18 protein-coding genes are annotated in these 17,402 nt (G+C 59.8%); 8 read left to right on the forward strand and 10 right to left on the reverse strand.

What is annotated here, in order from left to right:
- From cgtA to rplU, 3 genes are all read right to left on the reverse strand, one after another.
- Window positions 1-551: Obg family GTPase CgtA (cgtA, locus tag PMI24_RS02160; protein WP_007950959.1), on the reverse strand; the 551-nt coding region annotated here is incomplete at its 3' end.
- A 193-nt stretch (window positions 552-744) separates the two neighbouring features.
- A complete protein-coding gene (rpmA, locus tag PMI24_RS02165; protein ID WP_007950960.1) occupies window positions 745-1,002 on the reverse strand; it encodes a 50S ribosomal protein L27 in 258 nt (85 codons plus the stop codon).
- 34 nt (window positions 1,003-1,036) lie between these two features.
- Window positions 1,037-1,351 carry a 50S ribosomal protein L21 gene (rplU, locus tag PMI24_RS02170; RefSeq protein WP_007950961.1) on the reverse strand — a complete coding sequence of 105 codons (315 nt, stop codon included), beginning with the start codon at window positions 1,349-1,351 and terminating at the stop codon, window positions 1,037-1,039.
- A gap of 239 nt (window positions 1,352-1,590) precedes the next feature.
- Here rplU and PMI24_RS02175 point away from each other — a divergent pair, with 239 nt between their 5' ends.
- The 3 genes from PMI24_RS02175 to PMI24_RS02185 all read left to right on the forward strand — a co-directional run bounded on the left by PMI24_RS02175 (window position 1,591) and on the right by PMI24_RS02185 (window position 3,491).
- Window positions 1,591-2,559, forward strand: coding sequence for a polyprenyl synthetase family protein (locus tag PMI24_RS02175; protein WP_007950962.1), 969 nt, complete (start codon window positions 1,591-1,593; stop codon window positions 2,557-2,559).
- A gap of 125 nt (window positions 2,560-2,684) precedes the next feature.
- Window positions 2,685-3,026 carry a zinc ribbon domain-containing protein YjdM gene (locus PMI24_RS02180; RefSeq protein ID WP_007950963.1) on the forward strand — a complete coding sequence of 114 codons (342 nt, stop codon included), beginning with the start codon at window positions 2,685-2,687 and terminating at the stop codon, window positions 3,024-3,026.
- Window positions 3,027-3,233: 207 nt separating this feature from the next.
- Complete coding sequence (locus PMI24_RS02185; protein ID WP_007950964.1) at window positions 3,234-3,491, forward strand: PA4570 family protein; 258 nt, start codon at window positions 3,234-3,236, stop codon at window positions 3,489-3,491.
- Between the two features lie 49 nt (window positions 3,492-3,540).
- Here the strand turns inward: PMI24_RS02185 and PMI24_RS02190 are convergent, their stop codons facing one another.
- From PMI24_RS02190 to PMI24_RS02200, 3 genes are all read right to left on the reverse strand, one after another.
- Window positions 3,541-4,158: an FKBP-type peptidyl-prolyl cis-trans isomerase gene (locus PMI24_RS02190; protein WP_007950965.1), complete on the reverse strand. Its 618-nt coding sequence runs from the start codon at window positions 4,156-4,158 to the stop codon at window positions 3,541-3,543.
- Window positions 4,159-4,284: 126 nt separating this feature from the next.
- The gene (locus PMI24_RS02195; protein WP_007950966.1) at window positions 4,285-4,590 is read right to left on the reverse strand and encodes a DUF6482 family protein; all 306 of its coding nucleotides are present in this window, start codon (window positions 4,588-4,590) and stop codon (window positions 4,285-4,287) included.
- Between the two features lie 135 nt (window positions 4,591-4,725).
- Window positions 4,726-5,214: a TIGR00645 family protein gene (locus tag PMI24_RS02200; protein WP_007950967.1), complete on the reverse strand. Its 489-nt coding sequence runs from the start codon at window positions 5,212-5,214 to the stop codon at window positions 4,726-4,728.
- Between the two features lie 162 nt (window positions 5,215-5,376).
- Here PMI24_RS02200 and PMI24_RS02205 point away from each other — a divergent pair, with 162 nt between their 5' ends.
- Window positions 5,377-7,206, forward strand: coding sequence for a hypothetical protein (locus tag PMI24_RS02205; protein ID WP_007950968.1), 1,830 nt, complete (start codon window positions 5,377-5,379; stop codon window positions 7,204-7,206).
- Window positions 7,207-7,233: 27 nt separating this feature from the next.
- Here PMI24_RS02205 and PMI24_RS02210 read toward each other — a convergent pair whose 3' ends face one another.
- Both PMI24_RS02210 and PMI24_RS02215 read right to left on the reverse strand, forming a co-directional pair.
- Window positions 7,234-7,563, reverse strand: a complete 330-nt coding sequence (locus tag PMI24_RS02210; RefSeq protein WP_007950969.1) for a PA4575 family protein — start codon at window positions 7,561-7,563, stop codon at window positions 7,234-7,236.
- Between the two features lie 244 nt (window positions 7,564-7,807).
- Complete coding sequence (locus PMI24_RS02215; RefSeq protein ID WP_007950970.1) at window positions 7,808-10,246, reverse strand: Lon protease family protein; 2,439 nt, start codon at window positions 10,244-10,246, stop codon at window positions 7,808-7,810.
- Window positions 10,247-10,546: 300 nt separating this feature from the next.
- Here PMI24_RS02215 and PMI24_RS02220 point away from each other — a divergent pair, with 300 nt between their 5' ends.
- The 4 genes from PMI24_RS02220 to PMI24_RS02235 all read left to right on the forward strand — a co-directional run bounded on the left by PMI24_RS02220 (window position 10,547) and on the right by PMI24_RS02235 (window position 13,987).
- Window positions 10,547-11,035 (forward strand): DUF3015 domain-containing protein, encoded by a 489-nt coding sequence (locus PMI24_RS02220; RefSeq protein ID WP_007950971.1) that lies wholly within the window; start codon window positions 10,547-10,549, stop codon window positions 11,033-11,035.
- 92 nt (window positions 11,036-11,127) lie between these two features.
- Complete coding sequence (locus PMI24_RS02225) at window positions 11,128-12,981, forward strand: Lnb N-terminal periplasmic domain-containing protein (protein ID WP_007950972.1); 1,854 nt, start codon at window positions 11,128-11,130, stop codon at window positions 12,979-12,981.
- Between the two features lie 84 nt (window positions 12,982-13,065).
- Window positions 13,066-13,422: a hypothetical protein gene (locus PMI24_RS02230; protein WP_007950973.1), complete on the forward strand. Its 357-nt coding sequence runs from the start codon at window positions 13,066-13,068 to the stop codon at window positions 13,420-13,422.
- A 70-nt stretch (window positions 13,423-13,492) separates the two neighbouring features.
- Window positions 13,493-13,987 carry a GreA/GreB family elongation factor gene (locus tag PMI24_RS02235; RefSeq protein ID WP_007950974.1) on the forward strand — a complete coding sequence of 165 codons (495 nt, stop codon included), beginning with the start codon at window positions 13,493-13,495 and terminating at the stop codon, window positions 13,985-13,987.
- 10 nt (window positions 13,988-13,997) lie between these two features.
- Here the strand turns inward: PMI24_RS02235 and gdhA are convergent, their stop codons facing one another.
- Entirely contained in the window at window positions 13,998-15,335 is a 1,338-nt protein-coding gene (gene gdhA / locus PMI24_RS02240) for an NADP-specific glutamate dehydrogenase (protein WP_007950975.1), read from the reverse strand.
- A 193-nt stretch (window positions 15,336-15,528) separates the two neighbouring features.
- Window positions 15,529-17,193, reverse strand: a complete 1,665-nt coding sequence (gene ettA / locus PMI24_RS02245; RefSeq protein WP_007950976.1) for an energy-dependent translational throttle protein EttA — start codon at window positions 17,191-17,193, stop codon at window positions 15,529-15,531.
- Window positions 17,194-17,402: the final 209 nt, after the last annotated feature.

The following is a 17,402-nucleotide window of genomic DNA, read 5'->3' on the forward strand; positions in this document are numbered from 1 at the left end:
GGCTTGCCAGCCGATACCGAACGGATAAAGGTACTTTTACCGGCGTTCGGCAGGCCCAGCAGGCCGACGTCAGCCAGAACCTTCATTTCCAGTTTCAGGTCGCGCTGCTCGCCCGGCTTACCTGGTGTGGTCTGACGCGGCGCACGGTTGGTACTGGATTTGAAACGGGTGTTGCCCAGACCGTGCCAGCCGCCCTGAACCACCATCAGTTTCTGACCAGCCTTGGTCAGGTCACCGATGACTTCCTGGGTGGCGGAGTCGATCACGGTGGTGCCGACCGGCACGCGCAGGATCAGGTCTTCACCCTTCTTGCCGGTGCAGTCGGTGCTTCCACCGTTGGAGCCACGCTCGGCATCGAAGTGCCGGGTGTAACGGTAGTCCACCAGGGTGTTGAGGTTTTCGTCGGCCATCATGAAGATGGAACCGCCGTCACCGCCGTCACCGCCGTTCGGACCGCCGTTTTCAATGAATTTTTCCCGACGGAAACTCATGCAGCCATTGCCGCCGTCACCAGCCTTTACGCGGATCGATACTTCATCAACAAACTTCATAACCAACGCCTCTCGCCGTACGGACGAGCCGAAAAACAATCAAGACATAAGACTCTTGCAAAAATGAGCGCAGCGACCCCAACTCACGACCTGCATCGCACGCCGACAGCCCATACAAACAGCTTTGCAAGAGACTCACCCCACAAACGAAAAAGCCCCGTCGCAAGACAGGGCTTCTCCAGCATACTCGCGATTAAGCCGCGACTACGCTCACGTAACGGCGGTTGAAAGCGCCCTTTACTTCGAACTTGATCACGCCTTCGATTTTCGCGAAGAGAGTGTGATCTTTACCCATGCCAACGCCGTAGCCAGCGTGGAATTGGGTGCCGCGCTGACGCACGATGATGTTGCCGGCCTTGATGACCTGGCCGCCATACATCTTCACGCCAAGGCGTTTGGCTTCTGAGTCGCGACCGTTACGGGTACTACCACCAGCTTTTTTGTGTGCCATGAGTCAATTCTCCTAGTGAGGAATTAGGCTGAAATTAAGCCTGAATACCGGTGATTTTGATCTCGGTGTACCACTGGCGGTGGCCCATACGCTTCATGTGGTGCTTACGACGACGGAACTTGATGATGCGGACTTTATCGTGACGACCTTGGGAGATCACTTCAGCCACAACGGTAGCGCCAGCAACAACTGGAGCGCCGATATTCACGTCGTCGCCATTGGCAACCAACAGAACGCGATCAAAAGTTACGGATTCGCCAGTAGCGACTTCCAGTTTTTCGATCTTCAGGTATTCACCTGGTGCAACTTTGTACTGCTTGCCACCAGTAACGATTACTGCATAAGACATGGTATTTCTCCGATAATCCTGCTCACCCAGCTCTTTATAAGAAGAGGTATTGGCTGGCATGGCTGCAATGGGCTGGAGGCCCGTTTGCAATTGCGTAAGGCAGGTGCTGCCCAGGAAGTTCAGGGTGCGCGATTGTACGCAAGCCTTCGAAGTCATGCAAGGGGCCGTCCATCGCGCCTTGACAGGCCCGGACGTGGGTCCTAGCATGCCGCGCAACCCTTCTGGAGCACCTGTCGCTGATGCAACCCCAAGCTTTCTACCGCGCGGTGGCGGACGATTTTAGCGCCGTCGACGGCATCATCAAGAAGCAGCTGACTTCCCGAGTGCCGCTGGTATCGAAAATCGGCGATTACATCACGTCGGCCGGCGGCAAACGCCTGCGTCCTTTATTGGTGCTGCTGTGTGGCAAGGCCCTGGGTCGCGAAGGCGACGACATGCGCCTGCTGGCCGCCACCATCGAATTCCTGCACACCGCGACCCTGCTGCATGACGACGTGGTCGACATGTCCGGCATGCGCCGTGGCCGTTCGACTGCCAACGCCATGTGGGGCAACGCCCCGAGCGTACTGGTCGGCGACTTTCTGTACTCGCGCTCGTTCGAGATGATGGTCGAACTGGGCTCGATGCCGGTGATGAAGATCCTGTCCCAGGCCACGCGCATCATCGCCGAAGGCGAAGTGCTGCAGCTGTCCAAGGTTCGCGACGCCAGCACCACCGAAGAAACCTACATGGAAGTCATCCGCGGCAAGACCGCGATGCTCTTCGAGGCTTCGACCCACAGCGCCGCCGCGCTGGCCGGTGCCACCGCCGAGCAGAGCGAAGCGCTGCGTACCTTCGGTGACCACCTGGGCGTGGCGTTCCAGCTGGTCGACGACCTGCTCGACTACAAGGGCGACGCCGAAACCCTGGGCAAGAACGTCGGTGACGATCTGGCCGAAGGCAAGCCGACCCTGCCGCTGATCTACACCATGCGCGAAGGCACGCCAGAGCAAGCCGCACTGGTGCGTCAGGCGATCCAGAAAGGTGGCATCGAAGACCTGGAAAGCATCCGCATCGCCGTGGAAGCCTCCGGTTCGCTGGAGTACACCGCGCAACTGGCCCGTGACTATGTGGCCCGTGCGATCAAGTGCCTCGACGCGCTGCCGGCCAGCGAATACCGCGATGCACTGGTTGAACTGAGCGAGTTCGCGGTCGCCCGCACGCACTGATCAACGCCGCATCATCAAAAAACCGCAGCCTCCGTTGGAGCCTGCGGTTTTTTGTTGCCTGCCATCAGCGGCTAAAACCCTATACAATGTGCGACTTTTAGCGATCCCCTCTCCAAGGAGCCTTAGTGAGCACGTTGCCACCCTGCCCGAAATGCAATTCCGAATACACCTATGAAGACGGCACCCAACTGGTGTGCCCGGAGTGCGCCCACGAGTGGTCTGCCGGCGGTGAAGCCGAAGTGGCATCCGACGATGCCGTGAAGAAAGATTCGGTCGGTAACGTCCTGCAGGACGGCGACACCATCACCGTGATCAAGGACCTGAAGGTCAAGGGCACCTCGCTGGTGGTGAAGGTCGGCACCAAGGTCAAGAACATCCGCCTGTGCGATGGCGACCACGACATCGACTGCAAGATCGACGGCATCGGCCCGATGAAACTCAAATCCGAGTTCGTCAGAAAAGTCTGATTCTGCTGTCTTCCATCCCGCGCCCGCCGTGGGATGGAGCTTCGCCCTCCCCCGCAATCCCCAGCAAATCCTCGCGATAGCCAAGCGCCAGCCGTTTTGACCTTACGCAATCTTTACCCGCAAAAAATCACAAACCGCCAATAGGCGCTTGCTATTTGACGAATAAGAATTATTCTCATTGAAACCCTTTCAATGGAGATGAGACCCATGACTTATTTGATCGACGCCTGGCTGGATCGCCCGCACCCGTACCTCAGGATCCTGCATCGGGAAACCGGTGAAGTCTGCGCTGTACTGGAAGAAGAAGCCCTGCACGAGTTGCAGGATCAAGGGGATCTGGACGTCAGCGGCCTGAGTTCCAGCGAACCATTGGTGCTCAAGGAGCTGGTGCGCAATCTGTTCCTGTTCTGCTATGCCCGGGCCTTGCGCCCGACCAGTGAACTGCACAACAAGATCGAAGTATGAGAACGGCGGAGAAGCCCTGCACAAGCCACGCTTGTGCAGGGTAACGGGATTACAGAACGTCGAGCAGCTCGACGTCGAACACCAGAACGCTGTGCGGCGGGATGCTGCCAACGCCTTGAGCGCCGTAAGCCAGTTCGCTCGGCACGTACAGACGCCATTTGCTGCCGGCATTCATCAGTTGCAGGGCTTCGGTCCAGCCAGCGATAACGCCGCCAACCGGGAATTCAGCCGGCTGACCACGCTCGTAGGAACTGTCGAATACAGTGCCGTCGATCAGCGTGCCGTGGTAGTGAGTACGCACGGTGTCTTCACGGGATGGCTTGGCGCCTTCACCTTGAGTCAGCACTTCGAACTGCAGGCCGGAAGCCAGCGTGGTGATGCCTTCTTTCTTGGCGTTTTCAGCCAGGAATGCCAGGCCTTCGCCAGCGGCGGCTTCAGCCTTGGCAGCGGCTTCGGCTTGCATGATCTCGCGGATCACCTTGAAGCTGGCGGACATGGCTTCCTGGCTTACACGGCTTTCCTTACCGGCGAATGCGTCGGTCAGGCCGGCCAGGATGGCGTCCAGGCTGACACCCGGTGGCGGGTTGTCGCGCAGCTGGTCACCCAGCTGACGGCCGATGCCGTAGCTGACGCGGGTTTCGTCGGTGGACAGATTTACTTCGGACATGACACTGCTCCGCTGTGCGGACGGCCTCAGGACTTGCCGTGCATACACAGCGCGTCCCGGCGCGCCCGGAACCAAAAGGGCGAGCAGACTAGCACAGATGTTCCGGCATTGATCAGGCCCTCGGGCCTACAGCGCGGATCGCCAGGCCAGCGGCACCTTCAGGCTTTCTTCGCCACTGGCGCCAAGACCGCACATTTCATCGTGCACCGAGGTGTGCACGAGGTTGAATGGCAGCACCGGAAAGTTATGCAGCACATCCCGGGCATGCTCGACCGAACGCAGCGTCAGCATTTTCCCCTGCGGATCGCTCAGCGGATATGCCGCACCATGCATCCGGGCTTCAAGCAGATAGATCCCGCCTTCCATGGAGATCAGGTTCAGTTCGTCGACCTTTCTGGCGACGGCAAACGCATTCAACTCTTGCAGGTTCATGAACGCACCTCACACGGTGGCGAGCCTTGAGACCTACAGGGATATGCCTCGGCCGATCAAAGTACAAGCCACAAACGACACCGCCCGTCTGTTTCGCAACAGACGGGCGGTTTTGTTACAGCCATCGACAGCTCATCAGTGCTTGGTGAGCTTGTCCAGATAACCCATGGCGAACGCCGAGATCACGAAGGTCATGTGGATGATCACGTACCACATCAGGTGCTCGGGATCGACATTCTTGGCGTCCATGAAGATCCGCAGCAGGTGGATCGAGGAAATCGCCACGATCGACGCCGCCACTTTCATCTTCAGCGACGAGGAGTCCATGGTGCCCAGCCAGCTGAGCTTCTCTTTGCCTTCATCGATATTCAGCTCGGACACGAAGTTCTCGTAGCCGGAAATCATCACCATCACCAGCAAGCCGCCGACCAGCGCCATGTCGATCAGCGACAGCAGCACCAGAATCAGCTCGGATTCGGCCATGGAGAAGACGTTGGGAATGACATGAAACACTTCCTGGAAGAATTTCAATGCCAGCGCCAGCAGCCCGAGGGACAGCCCGATGTAGATCGGCGCCAGCAGCCAGCGCGTGGCGTACATTGCATTTTCGATAAAGCGTTCCATTGACTCTCACACAAGAAGGGTTGAAATCGGCGGCGAGTATACCAGCCGCCCATGACAGCCAGAAACCGCCCGGAAATCCGCCACCTGCGTGTGTGTGTCAAAGTTTTTCTGCTAGTGTCCAAACCATTGACAGCCCAGCGACAGTGGACAGGACGACTGGAAATGGATGTGCGATTGCCGATAACGACTGCCGGAATTTGCTTCGCCCTGTTGCTGGGCGGGTGTTCGCCCGGCGATGAAAAACCCGCCGTCAGCCTCGAAGAAAAGACCGCGCAGTTCGAGCAATCGCTGGACGCCATCACCGATCCGAAACTCAAGGACGCCGTAACCGAACTCGGCGGCTCGCTGCTGTTGCTCGAACGCGCGCAACAGCGACTCGACAACAAACCGTCCCGGACCGAATACGGCGAAGACGCCCTCGGCGTACTCCGGCATTACCCGACACCCCAGGCGCTGGTCGACACCTTCATCAATGGCCTGTTCGTGCTGCACAAGGACTCCAGCTCCGATTACCTCACCGACCTGCAACCGGTGTTCCCTTTCGTGCTCAACATCCCCGGCGGCTTTCTGTTCCCCCATGGCGTGGAATGGCAATCGGTAACCCTGAGCAACAAACGGGTCATCGCCTATCAGCCGGAATGGTCGGAAACCGATCCGGGCATTCAGTTGAGTCCGTCCAGCTCCAACGTCACCAACCCCGATGACCTGACCGTCACCTACCCGTTCATCGAAGGGCTGAATGTCGACAAGAAGAACCTGCCGCGCCCGGTCAGCCTGCAAGGCCAGGTGGAAGTCATCGCCCCGAAACGCCTGCACAGTTTCAATCTGGATAAAAAGGACGTCGGCCAGACCCGCTCCGACGGCAACCTCAGCGTAACCCTGCTGAAACTGGACACGCACTACGCCGAACTCGAGTTCAGCAACCAGCTGCCGCTCGCCCCGGAAGTCGCCAACACCCGGCTCAATCCGTTGATCGTCCAGGCCCGCGACTCGACAGGCCAGTATCTGGTGCGTGCCGGCGCCATCAACGAAAACCCCGAGCAGGTAGCGTTCTATCAAAAGCAGCTGGCGTACCTGCAACAGCAAAAAGCCTGGAGCGAGACGCTGGAAAAAAAGCTGGACGACGAACAGCAGGCCTTTGAACAGCAGCACCCGCACCACTACAACAAGGTGTATTTCAACGGCCCGATCGACACCCTCGAAGTCAGCCTGCTGGATTTTTCCGAAGCGACCGTCACCCGCAAGGCGCTAGACCTGCCCGTGCGCGAATTCGATCCGCACACCACGGAAAAAACCGTACAGCCGCTCGACCTGCCGATCACCGTTTACGACGATCAGGCGCCCGACTGGCTCAAGGGCGCGACTCTGACGGAGGAACAGCTGAAAAGCGGCGTTCATATTCGCCAGTCGGTTGAAGAGCCGAGCGCCGCGCGCATCGAGTTCGAACACCGCAAAACCTTCAATGATGAAATGCTCGGCGACGACTTCAGCCCCGGCGAAAGCCCGGTGACGTTTTTCACTGAAAAGCACAACGGCAAACTCGACGAGCCGATCGAACTGCCACCCGAGGCATATCAGGTCGATCCACTACAGGCGACCATCACCTACGACCTGAACCTGTTCCCGGAGACCCCGGCGATTGCCGTCGGCTCGATGCCGTTGTTCCTGGCCACGGTGGACAAACAGGCTTACGAAGCCAAGGCCCTGCCCAAAGGTCTGGAAATCAGAAACAACGCGCTGATGGTGGATTTGAAGCGATACCCGGCCAACGAATGGCGATTCTTCGTCAAGGACGACAGCGGTCATTATCTGAAACAGATTCTGTCGGTCAGCCACGACGCGAGCGCGGAAGGGCCGGCGTTACTCGGCGTGCATTATTTCTACGGCCATCCGACGCACGTGGAAACCTACCAGCGAACCGACCTCGCCACCGTGCAATACGGCTTTGAGGTCAAACTCGACAAGGCGCAGACCCAGGGCGCTGCGCCCTGATCGACGCTAATGGTCGGCGCTGATGATCTAGTGATCGAAAGTGCCGATGCTGCGTCCGCGTCCACCGTTGATCTGCCGCAACTGCGCCTGCAGATGCAACGACCAGATCTGTGGATCATTGGCCAGTTCATAGCCGTGCATCGTCAGGCTTTCAACGATGGTGTCGAGAATCGACTCGGCGGCGATTGGCCCGTGAAACGGGCCCTGGGCTTTGATGGCGGAAGGTTGTTCACCGGCCATTCCGGCGGCGAAGAGCAACGTCCACATGCCGTTATCGCCGGCCAACGGCTTGATGGCGCATTCGATACGGGTCACGAGACCCAGGCATTGACGGGTGAGGCAGAGGTTGCGCGACATGGCGGCGACCCTCGGTAAAGCCGGTGTTCAGCCCTTGCTGAAGAGCTGTTTCGATCCAGTGATACTGTCGATGTCCTTGAGCAGAGAATAGAAGAAAAGTCCGCCGCGCAAGCCGCACAGAACCAGAAGGCGCCGAATGGTCATTGTGTGAATATTGACGCCAGAGTGATGGCACATTTGCCGACGTTCGCGACAAAACAAAAACGGGAGCACCAGGCTCCCGTTTTTTTGAAGGCGGCCTGGCTTACGCCGGTTTGGCCTCCGCCAGCGCCTCCTGTGCCAGTTCCTTCTCGGCTTCTTTCAGATCCTCTTCGCTGATCATCTCGGCAATCACCCGCAGACGTTCCACCACCCGCGCGTTAACGCTGCCTTCCGGGAATTCGCCCTCTTCGTTCGGCTCACCGGCCGGTTCGCCCACCAGCAGGCTCAACGCTTCGTCGGCCTGACGCACCGCGTAAACGTGGAACTGCCCGGCACGCACCGCCGCCAGCACCTTCTCATCGAGCATCAAGGTAGCAACGTTGGCCTGCGGAATGATCGCGCCCTGCTCGCCCGTCAGCCCGCGTGCTTCGCAGAGACGGAAGAAGCCTTCGATCTTCTCGTTGACCCCGCCCACCGCCTGCACTTCGCCGAACTGGTTGATCGAGCCGGTAATCGCGAAGCATTGCTTGAGTGGAGTTTTCGACAACGCCGAAATCAGCGTGCACGCCTCGCCCAGCGACGCACTGTCGCCATCGACGTAGCCGTAGGATTGCTCCAGCGCGATGCTCGCGGAAATCGCCAGCGGGAATTCCTGAGCGTAACGGCTGCCCAGATACCCGGTGAGAATCATCACGCCCTTGGAGTGAATTGGCTGACCGAGGTTGACCTCGCGCTCGATGTCGACGATGCCGCTGCCGCCCGGGTACACCGTGGCGGAAATCCGCGCCGGCACACCGAACGCCGAGTCACCGACTTCGAGCACGGTCAAACCGTTGCATTTGCCGACCGCCGCGCCGTCGGTGTCGATCAGAATGATCCCCGCCAGCATGTCGTCGAGAATCCGCGCCGACACCCGACCGGTGCGGGTGGCCTTGGCCTTGAGCGCACGCTCGATATGGCCGGCGTCGGTCATTTCATCGTTGGCCAGATGCCGGATGAAATCCGCCTCGCTGACCAGCTGGAACAGATCGCCGATCCGCGCCGACAAACGGCCCTGGTGTTCAGCCAGACGCGCACTGTAAGTCGCCAGGCGTGCCACCGCGTCGGCGGTCAGCGGCGCCATGCCTTCTTCCGAAGTACGGGTTTTCAGCAACTGGGCGAACTGCTCCAGGCTTTCGTCGACCATCGGGATGTCTTCGTCGAAGTCCACCAGAACGCGGAACATCTCCTGGAAGTCCGGATCGAGGTCCTGCAGCGTGTAATACAGCTGACGGGCGCCGATGATGATCACTTTGACCTGCAACGGAATGTGCTGCGGGTTGAGCGTCACGGTGGCGAAACGGCCCATCTCGCCCAATGGCGATTCCATCTTCAGCTTGCGCGATTGCAGGGCGCGCTTCAGCGCATCCCACACAAACGGCTCGCCGAGCATTTTTTCCGCTTCAAGAATCAGGAAACCGCCATTGGCGCGGTGCAACGCACCCGGACGCAACTGGCGATAGGTGGTGTAGAGCGCACCCTGATCGGTGGTGTACTCGATGCGGCCGAACAGGTTTTCGTAGGTCGGATGCGGCTCGAACACCACCGGCGCACCGCCGCTGGCCGGATGGCCGACCACCAGGCTCGGGGCGTATTGCTCTTCCAGCAGCTTGCGCGCGACCGCATCGGTCTTGCTGTCATCGACCAGTTGCTCGACCACGGTTTTCAACAGATAGACCTGCATCGCTTGCAGGTAACCGCAGACCGCGGCGTTTTCCGCGTACTTTTCCGACAGCGGTGCGAGCAACGGCTGCAAGGCCAGGGTGATGGTTTCTTCGTTGAGCTGACGCAGCTGGTTGCTCGACTCGCGCTTCCATTGCGGCAGGCTGGCGAGTTCTTCGTTCAGGCGCTCTTCGAGGCCGGAAATATCCTCGTGGAAACGCTCGCGCTCGGCCTCCGGCAACTGGGCGAATTCGGCTTCGTCCAGCGCCTTGCCTTCGAGCATCGGGGTGAAGGCGATGTTGCTGCTGTCGCGGTACAGGGCGACGTCTTTTTCCAGGGCCAGACGTTCGATGACATCCAGCGCCTTGTCGTAGCGCTGGTTGAAGGCGCGGTCGATGGCACTCTTCTTCTGCTGGTAGGACGGGTGTTCGAACACCGCAGGAAAGGTCGACAGCAGGTTGTCGATCAGGCCGTTGATGTCGCCGATGAAGGCAGCGGCGCTGCCCGATGGCAGTTCCAGGGCGCGGGGTTCGCGCGGCTCATCGAAATTGTTGACGTAGACCCAGTCCGCCGGGGTCTGCAGGCGTTTGCCTTCGGCCTTCAGGTAGCGTTTGACGAACGAGAAACGGCCGGTGCCGGGCTCGCCCATGACGAATACGTTGTAACCGGGGCGTGGCATGGCCACACCGAACTGCAAGGCTTCGACCGCACGTTCCTGGCCGAGCACACCGCGAAAGGGCTCCAGATCATTGGTGGTAGTGAAGCTGAACTGTTCAGCGGAAAACGGACGGGTCAGCGCTTCGGGCGCTAGACGCAAGCTGGCAGCAACAGGATCAGGCATCGGGCTTCCTTAACAATCAGGCGGGGCAGATAGCGGCATTCTGGCGCTGCCCGAGCCCCACTGGCAAGGCGCGCCATACGACAAAGCATAGACAACCGGCCAACCTTGACGCAGCCCCAGTGAAACCGGGGGTATCGTCAAATCTTTCGTAAAAAATCACGGAACCCCGGGAACGTGCCTAAACTCCAAACTGCGCGGCTGGAACTAATACCGGCCCACTGGCTTCGTTTGGATCTGTTTCTACAGAGCTTGGGGGGCCAGAACCCTGTCCATTGGTATGCACACAAAGAGAACAAAGCTATGAAACGGATTCTTCTCGGTACTCTCTTCACCGCTGTATCCATCAACGCAATGGCGCAAGCTCCAGGCGGCCCGGATTGCGGTTGGGGCAACATGCTGTTCGAAGGTCAGCGTGGCACCCCGGCTCACTTCCTGGCATCCACCACCAACGGCACCTCCGGCAACGCCACGTTCGGCATGACGTCCGGCACCAACGGTTGCTCCACCAACGCATCGCTGACCTACGGCGGCAAATCCTGGTTTGCCATGAATGGCATGATGAACGAGCTGTCCGAAGACATGGCAAAAGGCAACGGCGAAGCGCTGACGACCTATGCCGTGGTACTGGGCGTGGCGCCGGAAGACCGTGCGCACTTCGCCGCCGTCACTCACGAGCACTTCCAGCAGATCTTCAGCAAGGCTGACGTGACCGCCGAAGACGTGCATACCAACACCCTGGCCGTTCTGAAGGCAGACCCACGTCTGGCCAAGTACGCGACTCAGGCTTAAGCTCGACCCACCCGCTTCTTTCGGGAAGCGGGTTTTATTTTTTCGACCCGCCCTTCTTGGGTCTTTGTTTCTTTCGACTTAAGTTGCCATTTATGCTCAAACGCCTTGCCTGGCTGGCGCTGTGTGTCTGCGCCCCGCTGTCCGCCGCGCCTCACGTCGACCCTCAACGTTTGCAGCAACTGGCCAACGACCGCTTCTGGATTTCCCTCGGTCATTACGAAACCGCCAAGCTCGGTGGCTGGCGCAGCTACGTCAGCGACAAAAAATTCTTTCTTGCCCCCGACGGCAACGAACACCCCGACCATGAACTGGCCGCCACCGTGCAAGCGCTGTACGCCCCCGCCAGTCTCGGTGAGCAACACGCCCAGTGCGTCTACCCGGCGCGCACCCGCTGGTTGAAAGATCAACTCAACCTGACCGACCTGCCGACACCGGACTGCGCCGAATTCAAGAAGTGGTTCAAGGACGTCTCGCCCCACAGCGCGGTGATGATTTTCCCGGCGGCCTACCTCAACAGCCCGTCATCGATGTTCGGCCACACCCTGCTGCGCATCGACCAGGCTGACGTGCAGAGCGACAAGACTTCGCTGCTCAGTTACGCGATCAACTTCGGCGCCTACATCGAAGGTTCGGACAACAGCATCCTGTACGCCTGGAAAGGCCTGATGGGCGGCTATCCTGGGCTGTTCGCGCTAGTGCCCTATCAGGAAAAACTCTCGGAATACCGCAGCCTGGAAAACCGCGACCTGTGGGAATACCGGCTCAATCTGACGCAGGCCGAAACCGCGCGGATGGTCGAGCATGTGTGGGAGTTGAAGCAGATCCAGTTCGACTACTTCTTCTTCGACGAAAACTGCTCCTATCGCCTGCTCGAATTGCTGCAGGTGGCGCGCCCGAGCCTGCGCCTGACCGAACAATTCCCGCTGACCGCGATCCCCACCGACACCGTCAAAGCGGTGAAGGAAGCCGGGCTGGTCGAGCACATCGAGTATCGCCCTTCCCGCGAGCGCGAACTGCTCAGCCGCGCCGAGCCCCTGAGCGGCGAAGAACAGGACTGGGTGCTGAAAGTCAGCGCCGATCAGCAGCAATTGCAGGATCCGGTTTTCAAGGCACTGCCCCGCGACCGGCAAGCGCTGATCATCGACGCGGCGTATCGGCTGGAGCGCTACCGCGCCAACGGCCAGGAACGTGATCCGCAACGGGCCCAGCGCAGTTTCGAACTGCTGCGGGCGATCAACAAGAATCCGGCGCCGGAGCTGCAGATTCCACAACCGGGCCTGCCCGAAGACGGCCATGAATCGCGCACCTGGCAGGCCGGTCTCGGCACGCGCGGTGACCGTGCATTCGGCGAGTACGGCTTGCGCATGGCCTATCACGACCTCAACGACAACGCCGAGAGTTTCCCCCTCGGCGCACAGATCGAAATCCTGCAAATGAAGCTGCGCCAGTACGAAGGCAATCACTGGCAATTCCAGCAACTGGACCTGGCGACCATCCGCTCGCTGACGCCGCGCAATGCGCTGTTGCAGCCGCTGTCGTGGCAGGTCACCGGTGGTCTTGAACGTGTACCGGGCAAGCATGATGACGAGACTTTGGTCAGCCACGTCAACGGTGGCGGAGGCGGCACCTGGGCGCTGGGTGACGATATGCTGGGTTTTGCCCTCGGCACGGTGCGCGTTGAACACAACAATGATTTCGCCGAGTTCGTTTCACCCGCAGGCGGTTTCAATACCGGCGTGTTGTGGAAAAACCCGCTGGGCAATCTCAGCCTGGAGGCCAAAGGTGATTACTTCTTCAATGGTGAAGTGCGCCGTAGCCTGAGCCTGAATCAGCAGTGGGAATTGTCGCGCAACCTCGGCCTGCGCCTGAGCGCCCAGCGCGAGTTCAGCCATCTGGCCACGCCAGAGACCGAGGTGATGCTGGAAGTGAAGTGGTATCACTACTGAGGTTTTGATCTTTCTTTCACGCCCCGTCGACGAATCCGCTTCTAGACTTTCCCTATCAGCCGTTTGACGGCCCGGGAGAGTGTGATGTGGCGGTGTGCGGTTTTTGCGGGCGTGTTGCTGTTGCTGGGTGGCTGTCAGAGCACCCACGAAGATCTGATCGCCAAGGGGTATCCACCGGCGTTCGCCGACGGTTTCGATGACGGTTGCATCAGCGGTCGGCAGGCGGCCGGTTCGATCAGTGGCGAGTTTCGCAAGAACGTGCCGCGTTATCTCAAGGACAAGCAATACGCCGAAGGCTGGAGCGACGGCTTTCGCCAATGTCAGGCGATGCTGGAAAACAAGGATCGCGAACAGTATCGCAACGAACACTGGGACGAACGCGAGCGCGCCTGGCAGCAGGAAAAGGATCAGGGCGCCGCGCGGGCTTATCGTTCGCAGTAGGTCGTTTCCAGACATCCAGCGAAACCTTTTGCCTGCGACCATGGCCCAACGGTTGTAACAGGAGCCCATCATGAGTCGCGCCTTCGTCAACGAAGACAACGCCGCTGCGCAAGCCGATCAGCCGGTCGAACGGCAGGTCAGCACACAGCCCAACTACGTCACGCCGCAAGGCCTTGCCCAGTTGCAGGCGAAAGTCGCCGAACTGCAAACCCTGCACGCCGAACAGTCCGCCAAGGGCGAACAGGCCGACAAGCAGCGGCTGGCCGATCTTGAACGGGATTTGCGTTATTTCAATCAACGGGTCGGCAGCGCTCAGGTCGCCCCGGCCCCGACGTCGAACGACAAGGTGCAGATCGGCAGTTGGGTGACCTACGCCGACGAACACGACACCGAGCGCCGGGTGCAACTGGTCGGCGAAGATCAGGCCGATGCCGCCAACGGCCTGATCAACTGGGCCTCACCGCTGGGCCGTGCGCTGCTTGGCGCGCGGCTCAACGATGAAGTGCTGTGGCAGCGCCCAGCCGGTGATCAACTGATCGAAGTGATCCGCATCGAGCGCTCTTGAGACCCGTTGCTTAAACCACGCCTTGGGCGAGCATCGCGTCGGCGACTTTGACGAAGCCGGCGATGTTCGCGCCCTTGACGTAGTTGATCCGGCCGTTTTCCTCACCGTAATGCACGCAGGCGTGGTGAATCGACTGCATGATCCCGTGCAGCTTGCTGTCCACCTCGCCGCCCGTCCACAGCAGACGCATGGCGTTCTGCGACATCTCCAGCCCACTGACCGCCACGCCGCCGGCATTCGATGCCTTGCCCGGCGCGAACAGGATGCCAGCTTCGATAAAGATATCCACAGCCTCGAGGGTGGTCGGCATGTTCGCGCCTTCGGCCACGCAGATGCAGCCGTTGCGCAGCAAGGTGCGGGCGGATTCCGCGTCGAGCTCGTTCTGGGTGGCGCATGGCAGCGCGATGTCGCATGGCAACGACCATGGCAGCTGACCGGCGCGGAACTCCAGGCCGAAGGCGGAAGCCAATTCGCTGATCCGCCCGCGCTTGACGTTCTTCAGTTCCAGCAGCGCCAGCCACTGTTCTTCGCTCAGGCCTGCCTCGCAGTACAACGTGCCTTCGGAGTCGGACAGGGAAATCACCTTGCCGCCCAGATCCATCACTTTGCGAGCCGCGTACTGCGCAACGTTGCCGGAACCGGAGATCGCCACGCGCTTGCCTTCGACGGTCTGCTCGCGGCGCTTGAGCATTTCCTCGGCGAAGTACACACAACCGAAACCGGTGGCTTCCGGACGGATCAGGCTGCCGCCGTAGGTCATGCCCTTGCCGGTCAGCACGCTGGTGAACTGATTGCTCAGGCGTTTGTACTGGCCGAACAGGAAACCGATCTCCCGTGCGCCGACACCGATGTCTCCGGCCGGCACGTCCACGTCGGCACCGATGTGGCGGTACAGCTCACTCATGAACGCCTGGCAGAAACGCATGACTTCGGCGTCGCTCTTGCCCTTCGGATCGAAGTCCGAACCGCCCTTGCCGCCGCCCATGGGCAACGAGGTCAGGGAGTTCTTGAAGGTCTGTTCGAAGGCGAGGAATTTCAGTACGCCCATATTCACCGAAGGGTGGAAGCGCAAGCCGCCCTTGTACGGGCCGATGGCGCTGTTCATCTGGATGCGGAAACCGCGATTGACCTGGACCTTGCCCTGATCGTCGACCCACGACACCCGGAACACCACTGCCCGCTCCGGCTCGCAGATACGCTCCAGAATCCCCGAGGTCAGATAGTGCGGATTGGCTTCGAGAAACGGCCACAGGCTGCGCAGGACTTCTTCGACGGCCTGGTGGAATTCGGGTTGATCCGGATCGCGCTTTTTCAGACGGGCGAGGAAGGATTCGACGGATTCGATCATGGGAAAAGTCTCGGCAAATTTGTTGTCGTTGGAGGAGATTGAGCCGAACTGTAACAAACGACATGTACACAGCAACAGACAAAAATGTCGCATTTATGAAAACAAATAGTACACACGCTATAAAACAGTCTGCATTGCAGGCAAAAAAAAGCGGAGCCCGAAGGCCCCGCTTTTTCATGCAACCAACCTGTTATCAGGCCAGTTTCTTGTGGCGTACCCGGTGTGGCTGGGCCGCTGCTTCGCCGAGGCGCTTTTTGCGATCGGCTTCGTACTCGGTGTAGTTGCCCTCGAAGAACACCGCTTGCGAGTCGTCTTCGTACGCCAGGATGTGAGTCGCGACGCGGTCAAGGAACCACCGATCGTGAGAGATCACAATGGCGGCGCCCGGGAAGTCCAGCAGGGCTTCTTCCAGGGAACGCAGGGTTTCAACGTCGAGGTCGTTGGACGGTTCGTCGAGCAGCAGGACGTTGCCGCCCTCCTTCAGGGTCAGCGCCAGGTGCAGACGACCGCGCTCACCACCGGACAGGTCCTTGACGAACTTCTGCTGATCGCCGCCCTTGAAGTTGAAGCGACCGACGTAGGTACGCGACGGGATCTCGTAGTTGCCGATGCGGATCTGATCGGAACCGTCGGAGATCTGCTGGAACACGGTCTTGCTGCCGTCGAGGTCTTCGCGGCTCTGGTCAACGCAGGCCAGTTGCACGGTTTCGCCGATCTCGATGCTGCCAGAGTCCGGGGTTTCCTTGCCCATCAGCATACGGAACAGGGTCGACTTACCGGCACCGTTACCGCCGATCACGCCGACAATGGCGCCTTTTGGCATCGAGAACGACAGGTTGTCGATCAGTACGCGATCGCCGTAGCCCTTGGTGACGTTCTTGAACTCGATGACCTTGTCGCCCAGGCGCGGACCGGCCGGGATGTAGATCTCGTTGGTTTCCGAACGCTTCTGGAATTCCTGCGACTGCATTTCTTCGAAGCGTTGCAGACGAGCCTTGGATTTCGACTGGCGGGCCTTGGCGCCTTTGCGCACCCACTCCAGTTCTTCCTTCATGGCTTTTTCGTGAGCCGATTGCTGCTTGGATTCCTGGGCCAGACGATCGGACTTGGCTTCCAGCCAACCCGAGTAGTTGCCCTCGTAAGGAATGCCCGCGCCGCGGTCGAGTTCCAGAATCCAGCCGGCGACGTTGTCCAGGAAGTAACGGTCGTGCGTGATCGCTACCACAGTGCCCGGGAAGTCGTGCAGGAAGTGTTCGAGCCACGCAACGGAGTCGGCGTCCAGGTGGTTGGTCGGTTCGTCGAGCAGCAGCATGTCCGGGGCGGACAGCAGCAGACGGCACAGGGCCACACGACGTTTTTCACCACCGGACAGGTGCTCGACCTTGGCGTCCCAGGCCGGCAGACGCAGCGCATCGGCGGCGACTTCCAGCTGGCGCTCCAAGTTGTGACCGTCGCTGGCCTGCAGGATCGCTTCGAGCTTGGCCTGTTCGGCGGCCAGCTTGTCGAAGTCGGCATCCGGGTCGGCGTAAGCGGCGTAGACCTCGTCCAGACGCGCTTGCGCATCCTTGATCACGCTGACCGCTTCCTCGACCACTTCACGCACGGTCTTGGTCGGATCCAGTTGCGGCTCTTGCGGCAGGTAACCGATGTTCAGTTCCGGCATCGGGCGCGCTTCGCCTTCGAACTCGGTGTCGACGCCGGCCATGATTTTCAGCAGCGTGGATTTACCCGAACCGTTGAGGCCGAGTACGCCGATCTTGGCGCCAGGGAAGAAAGACAGCGAAATGTTTTTCAGGATTTCCCGCTTCGGCGGAACAACTTTGCCCAGCCGATGCATGGTGAAGACGTATTGAGCCATGGAGAACCTTGGGTCAGTGACAGATGAATGATTGGAGCGCAGGCGATGCCCGGCCAGACCGATGCGCGTCGTTCACTTGATGGTCATCAATGCGTGCGCGCTGAAAAAGTCTGAGTCTAGGAGCTGGGCCAGACGCTGTTAAAACGTAACGAGCGAAGGAAAGACAAGGCGGAAACAGGCGAGGACGCGGAGTTTACGGGTTGTAAATG

This window comes from Pseudomonas sp. GM25 (genome assembly GCF_000282255.1).
GTDB classification, from domain to species: Bacteria; Pseudomonadota; Gammaproteobacteria; order Pseudomonadales; family Pseudomonadaceae; genus Aquipseudomonas; species Aquipseudomonas aphyarum.

Bases quoted from the DNA above. Each gene is read 5' to 3' on its own strand.
- PMI24_RS02210 (WP_007950969.1), bottom strand. From the start codon at position 7,563: ATGTCGCGCAACCTCTGCCTCACCCGTCAATGCCTGGGTCTCGTGACC.
- PMI24_RS02220 (WP_007950971.1), top strand. From the start codon at position 10,547: ATGAAACGGATTCTTCTCGGTACTCTCTTCACCGCTGTATCCATCAAC.
- PMI24_RS02215 (WP_007950970.1), bottom strand. From the start codon at position 10,246: ATGCCTGATCCTGTTGCTGCCAGCTTGCGTCTAGCGCCCGAAGCGCTG.
- PMI24_RS02200 (WP_007950967.1), bottom strand. From the start codon at position 5,214: ATGGAACGCTTTATCGAAAATGCAATGTACGCCACGCGCTGGCTGCTG.
- rplU (WP_007950961.1), bottom strand. From the start codon at position 1,351: ATGTCTTATGCAGTAATCGTTACTGGTGGCAAGCAGTACAAAGTTGCA.
- PMI24_RS02230 (WP_007950973.1), top strand. From the start codon at position 13,066: ATGTGGCGGTGTGCGGTTTTTGCGGGCGTGTTGCTGTTGCTGGGTGGC.
- rpmA (WP_007950960.1), bottom strand. From the start codon at position 1,002: ATGGCACACAAAAAAGCTGGTGGTAGTACCCGTAACGGTCGCGACTCA.
- PMI24_RS02235 (WP_007950974.1), top strand. From the start codon at position 13,493: ATGAGTCGCGCCTTCGTCAACGAAGACAACGCCGCTGCGCAAGCCGAT.
- PMI24_RS02185 (WP_007950964.1), top strand. From the start codon at position 3,234: ATGACTTATTTGATCGACGCCTGGCTGGATCGCCCGCACCCGTACCTC.
- gdhA (WP_007950975.1), bottom strand. From the start codon at position 15,335: ATGATCGAATCCGTCGAATCCTTCCTCGCCCGTCTGAAAAAGCGCGAT.
- PMI24_RS02225 (WP_007950972.1), top strand. From the start codon at position 11,128: ATGCTCAAACGCCTTGCCTGGCTGGCGCTGTGTGTCTGCGCCCCGCTG.
- ettA (WP_007950976.1), bottom strand. From the start codon at position 17,193: ATGGCTCAATACGTCTTCACCATGCATCGGCTGGGCAAAGTTGTTCCG.
- PMI24_RS02195 (WP_007950966.1), bottom strand. From the start codon at position 4,590: ATGAACCTGCAAGAGTTGAATGCGTTTGCCGTCGCCAGAAAGGTCGAC.
- PMI24_RS02175 (WP_007950962.1), top strand. From the start codon at position 1,591: ATGCAACCCCAAGCTTTCTACCGCGCGGTGGCGGACGATTTTAGCGCC.
- PMI24_RS02190 (WP_007950965.1), bottom strand. From the start codon at position 4,158: ATGTCCGAAGTAAATCTGTCCACCGACGAAACCCGCGTCAGCTACGGC.
- PMI24_RS02205 (WP_007950968.1), top strand. From the start codon at position 5,377: ATGGATGTGCGATTGCCGATAACGACTGCCGGAATTTGCTTCGCCCTG.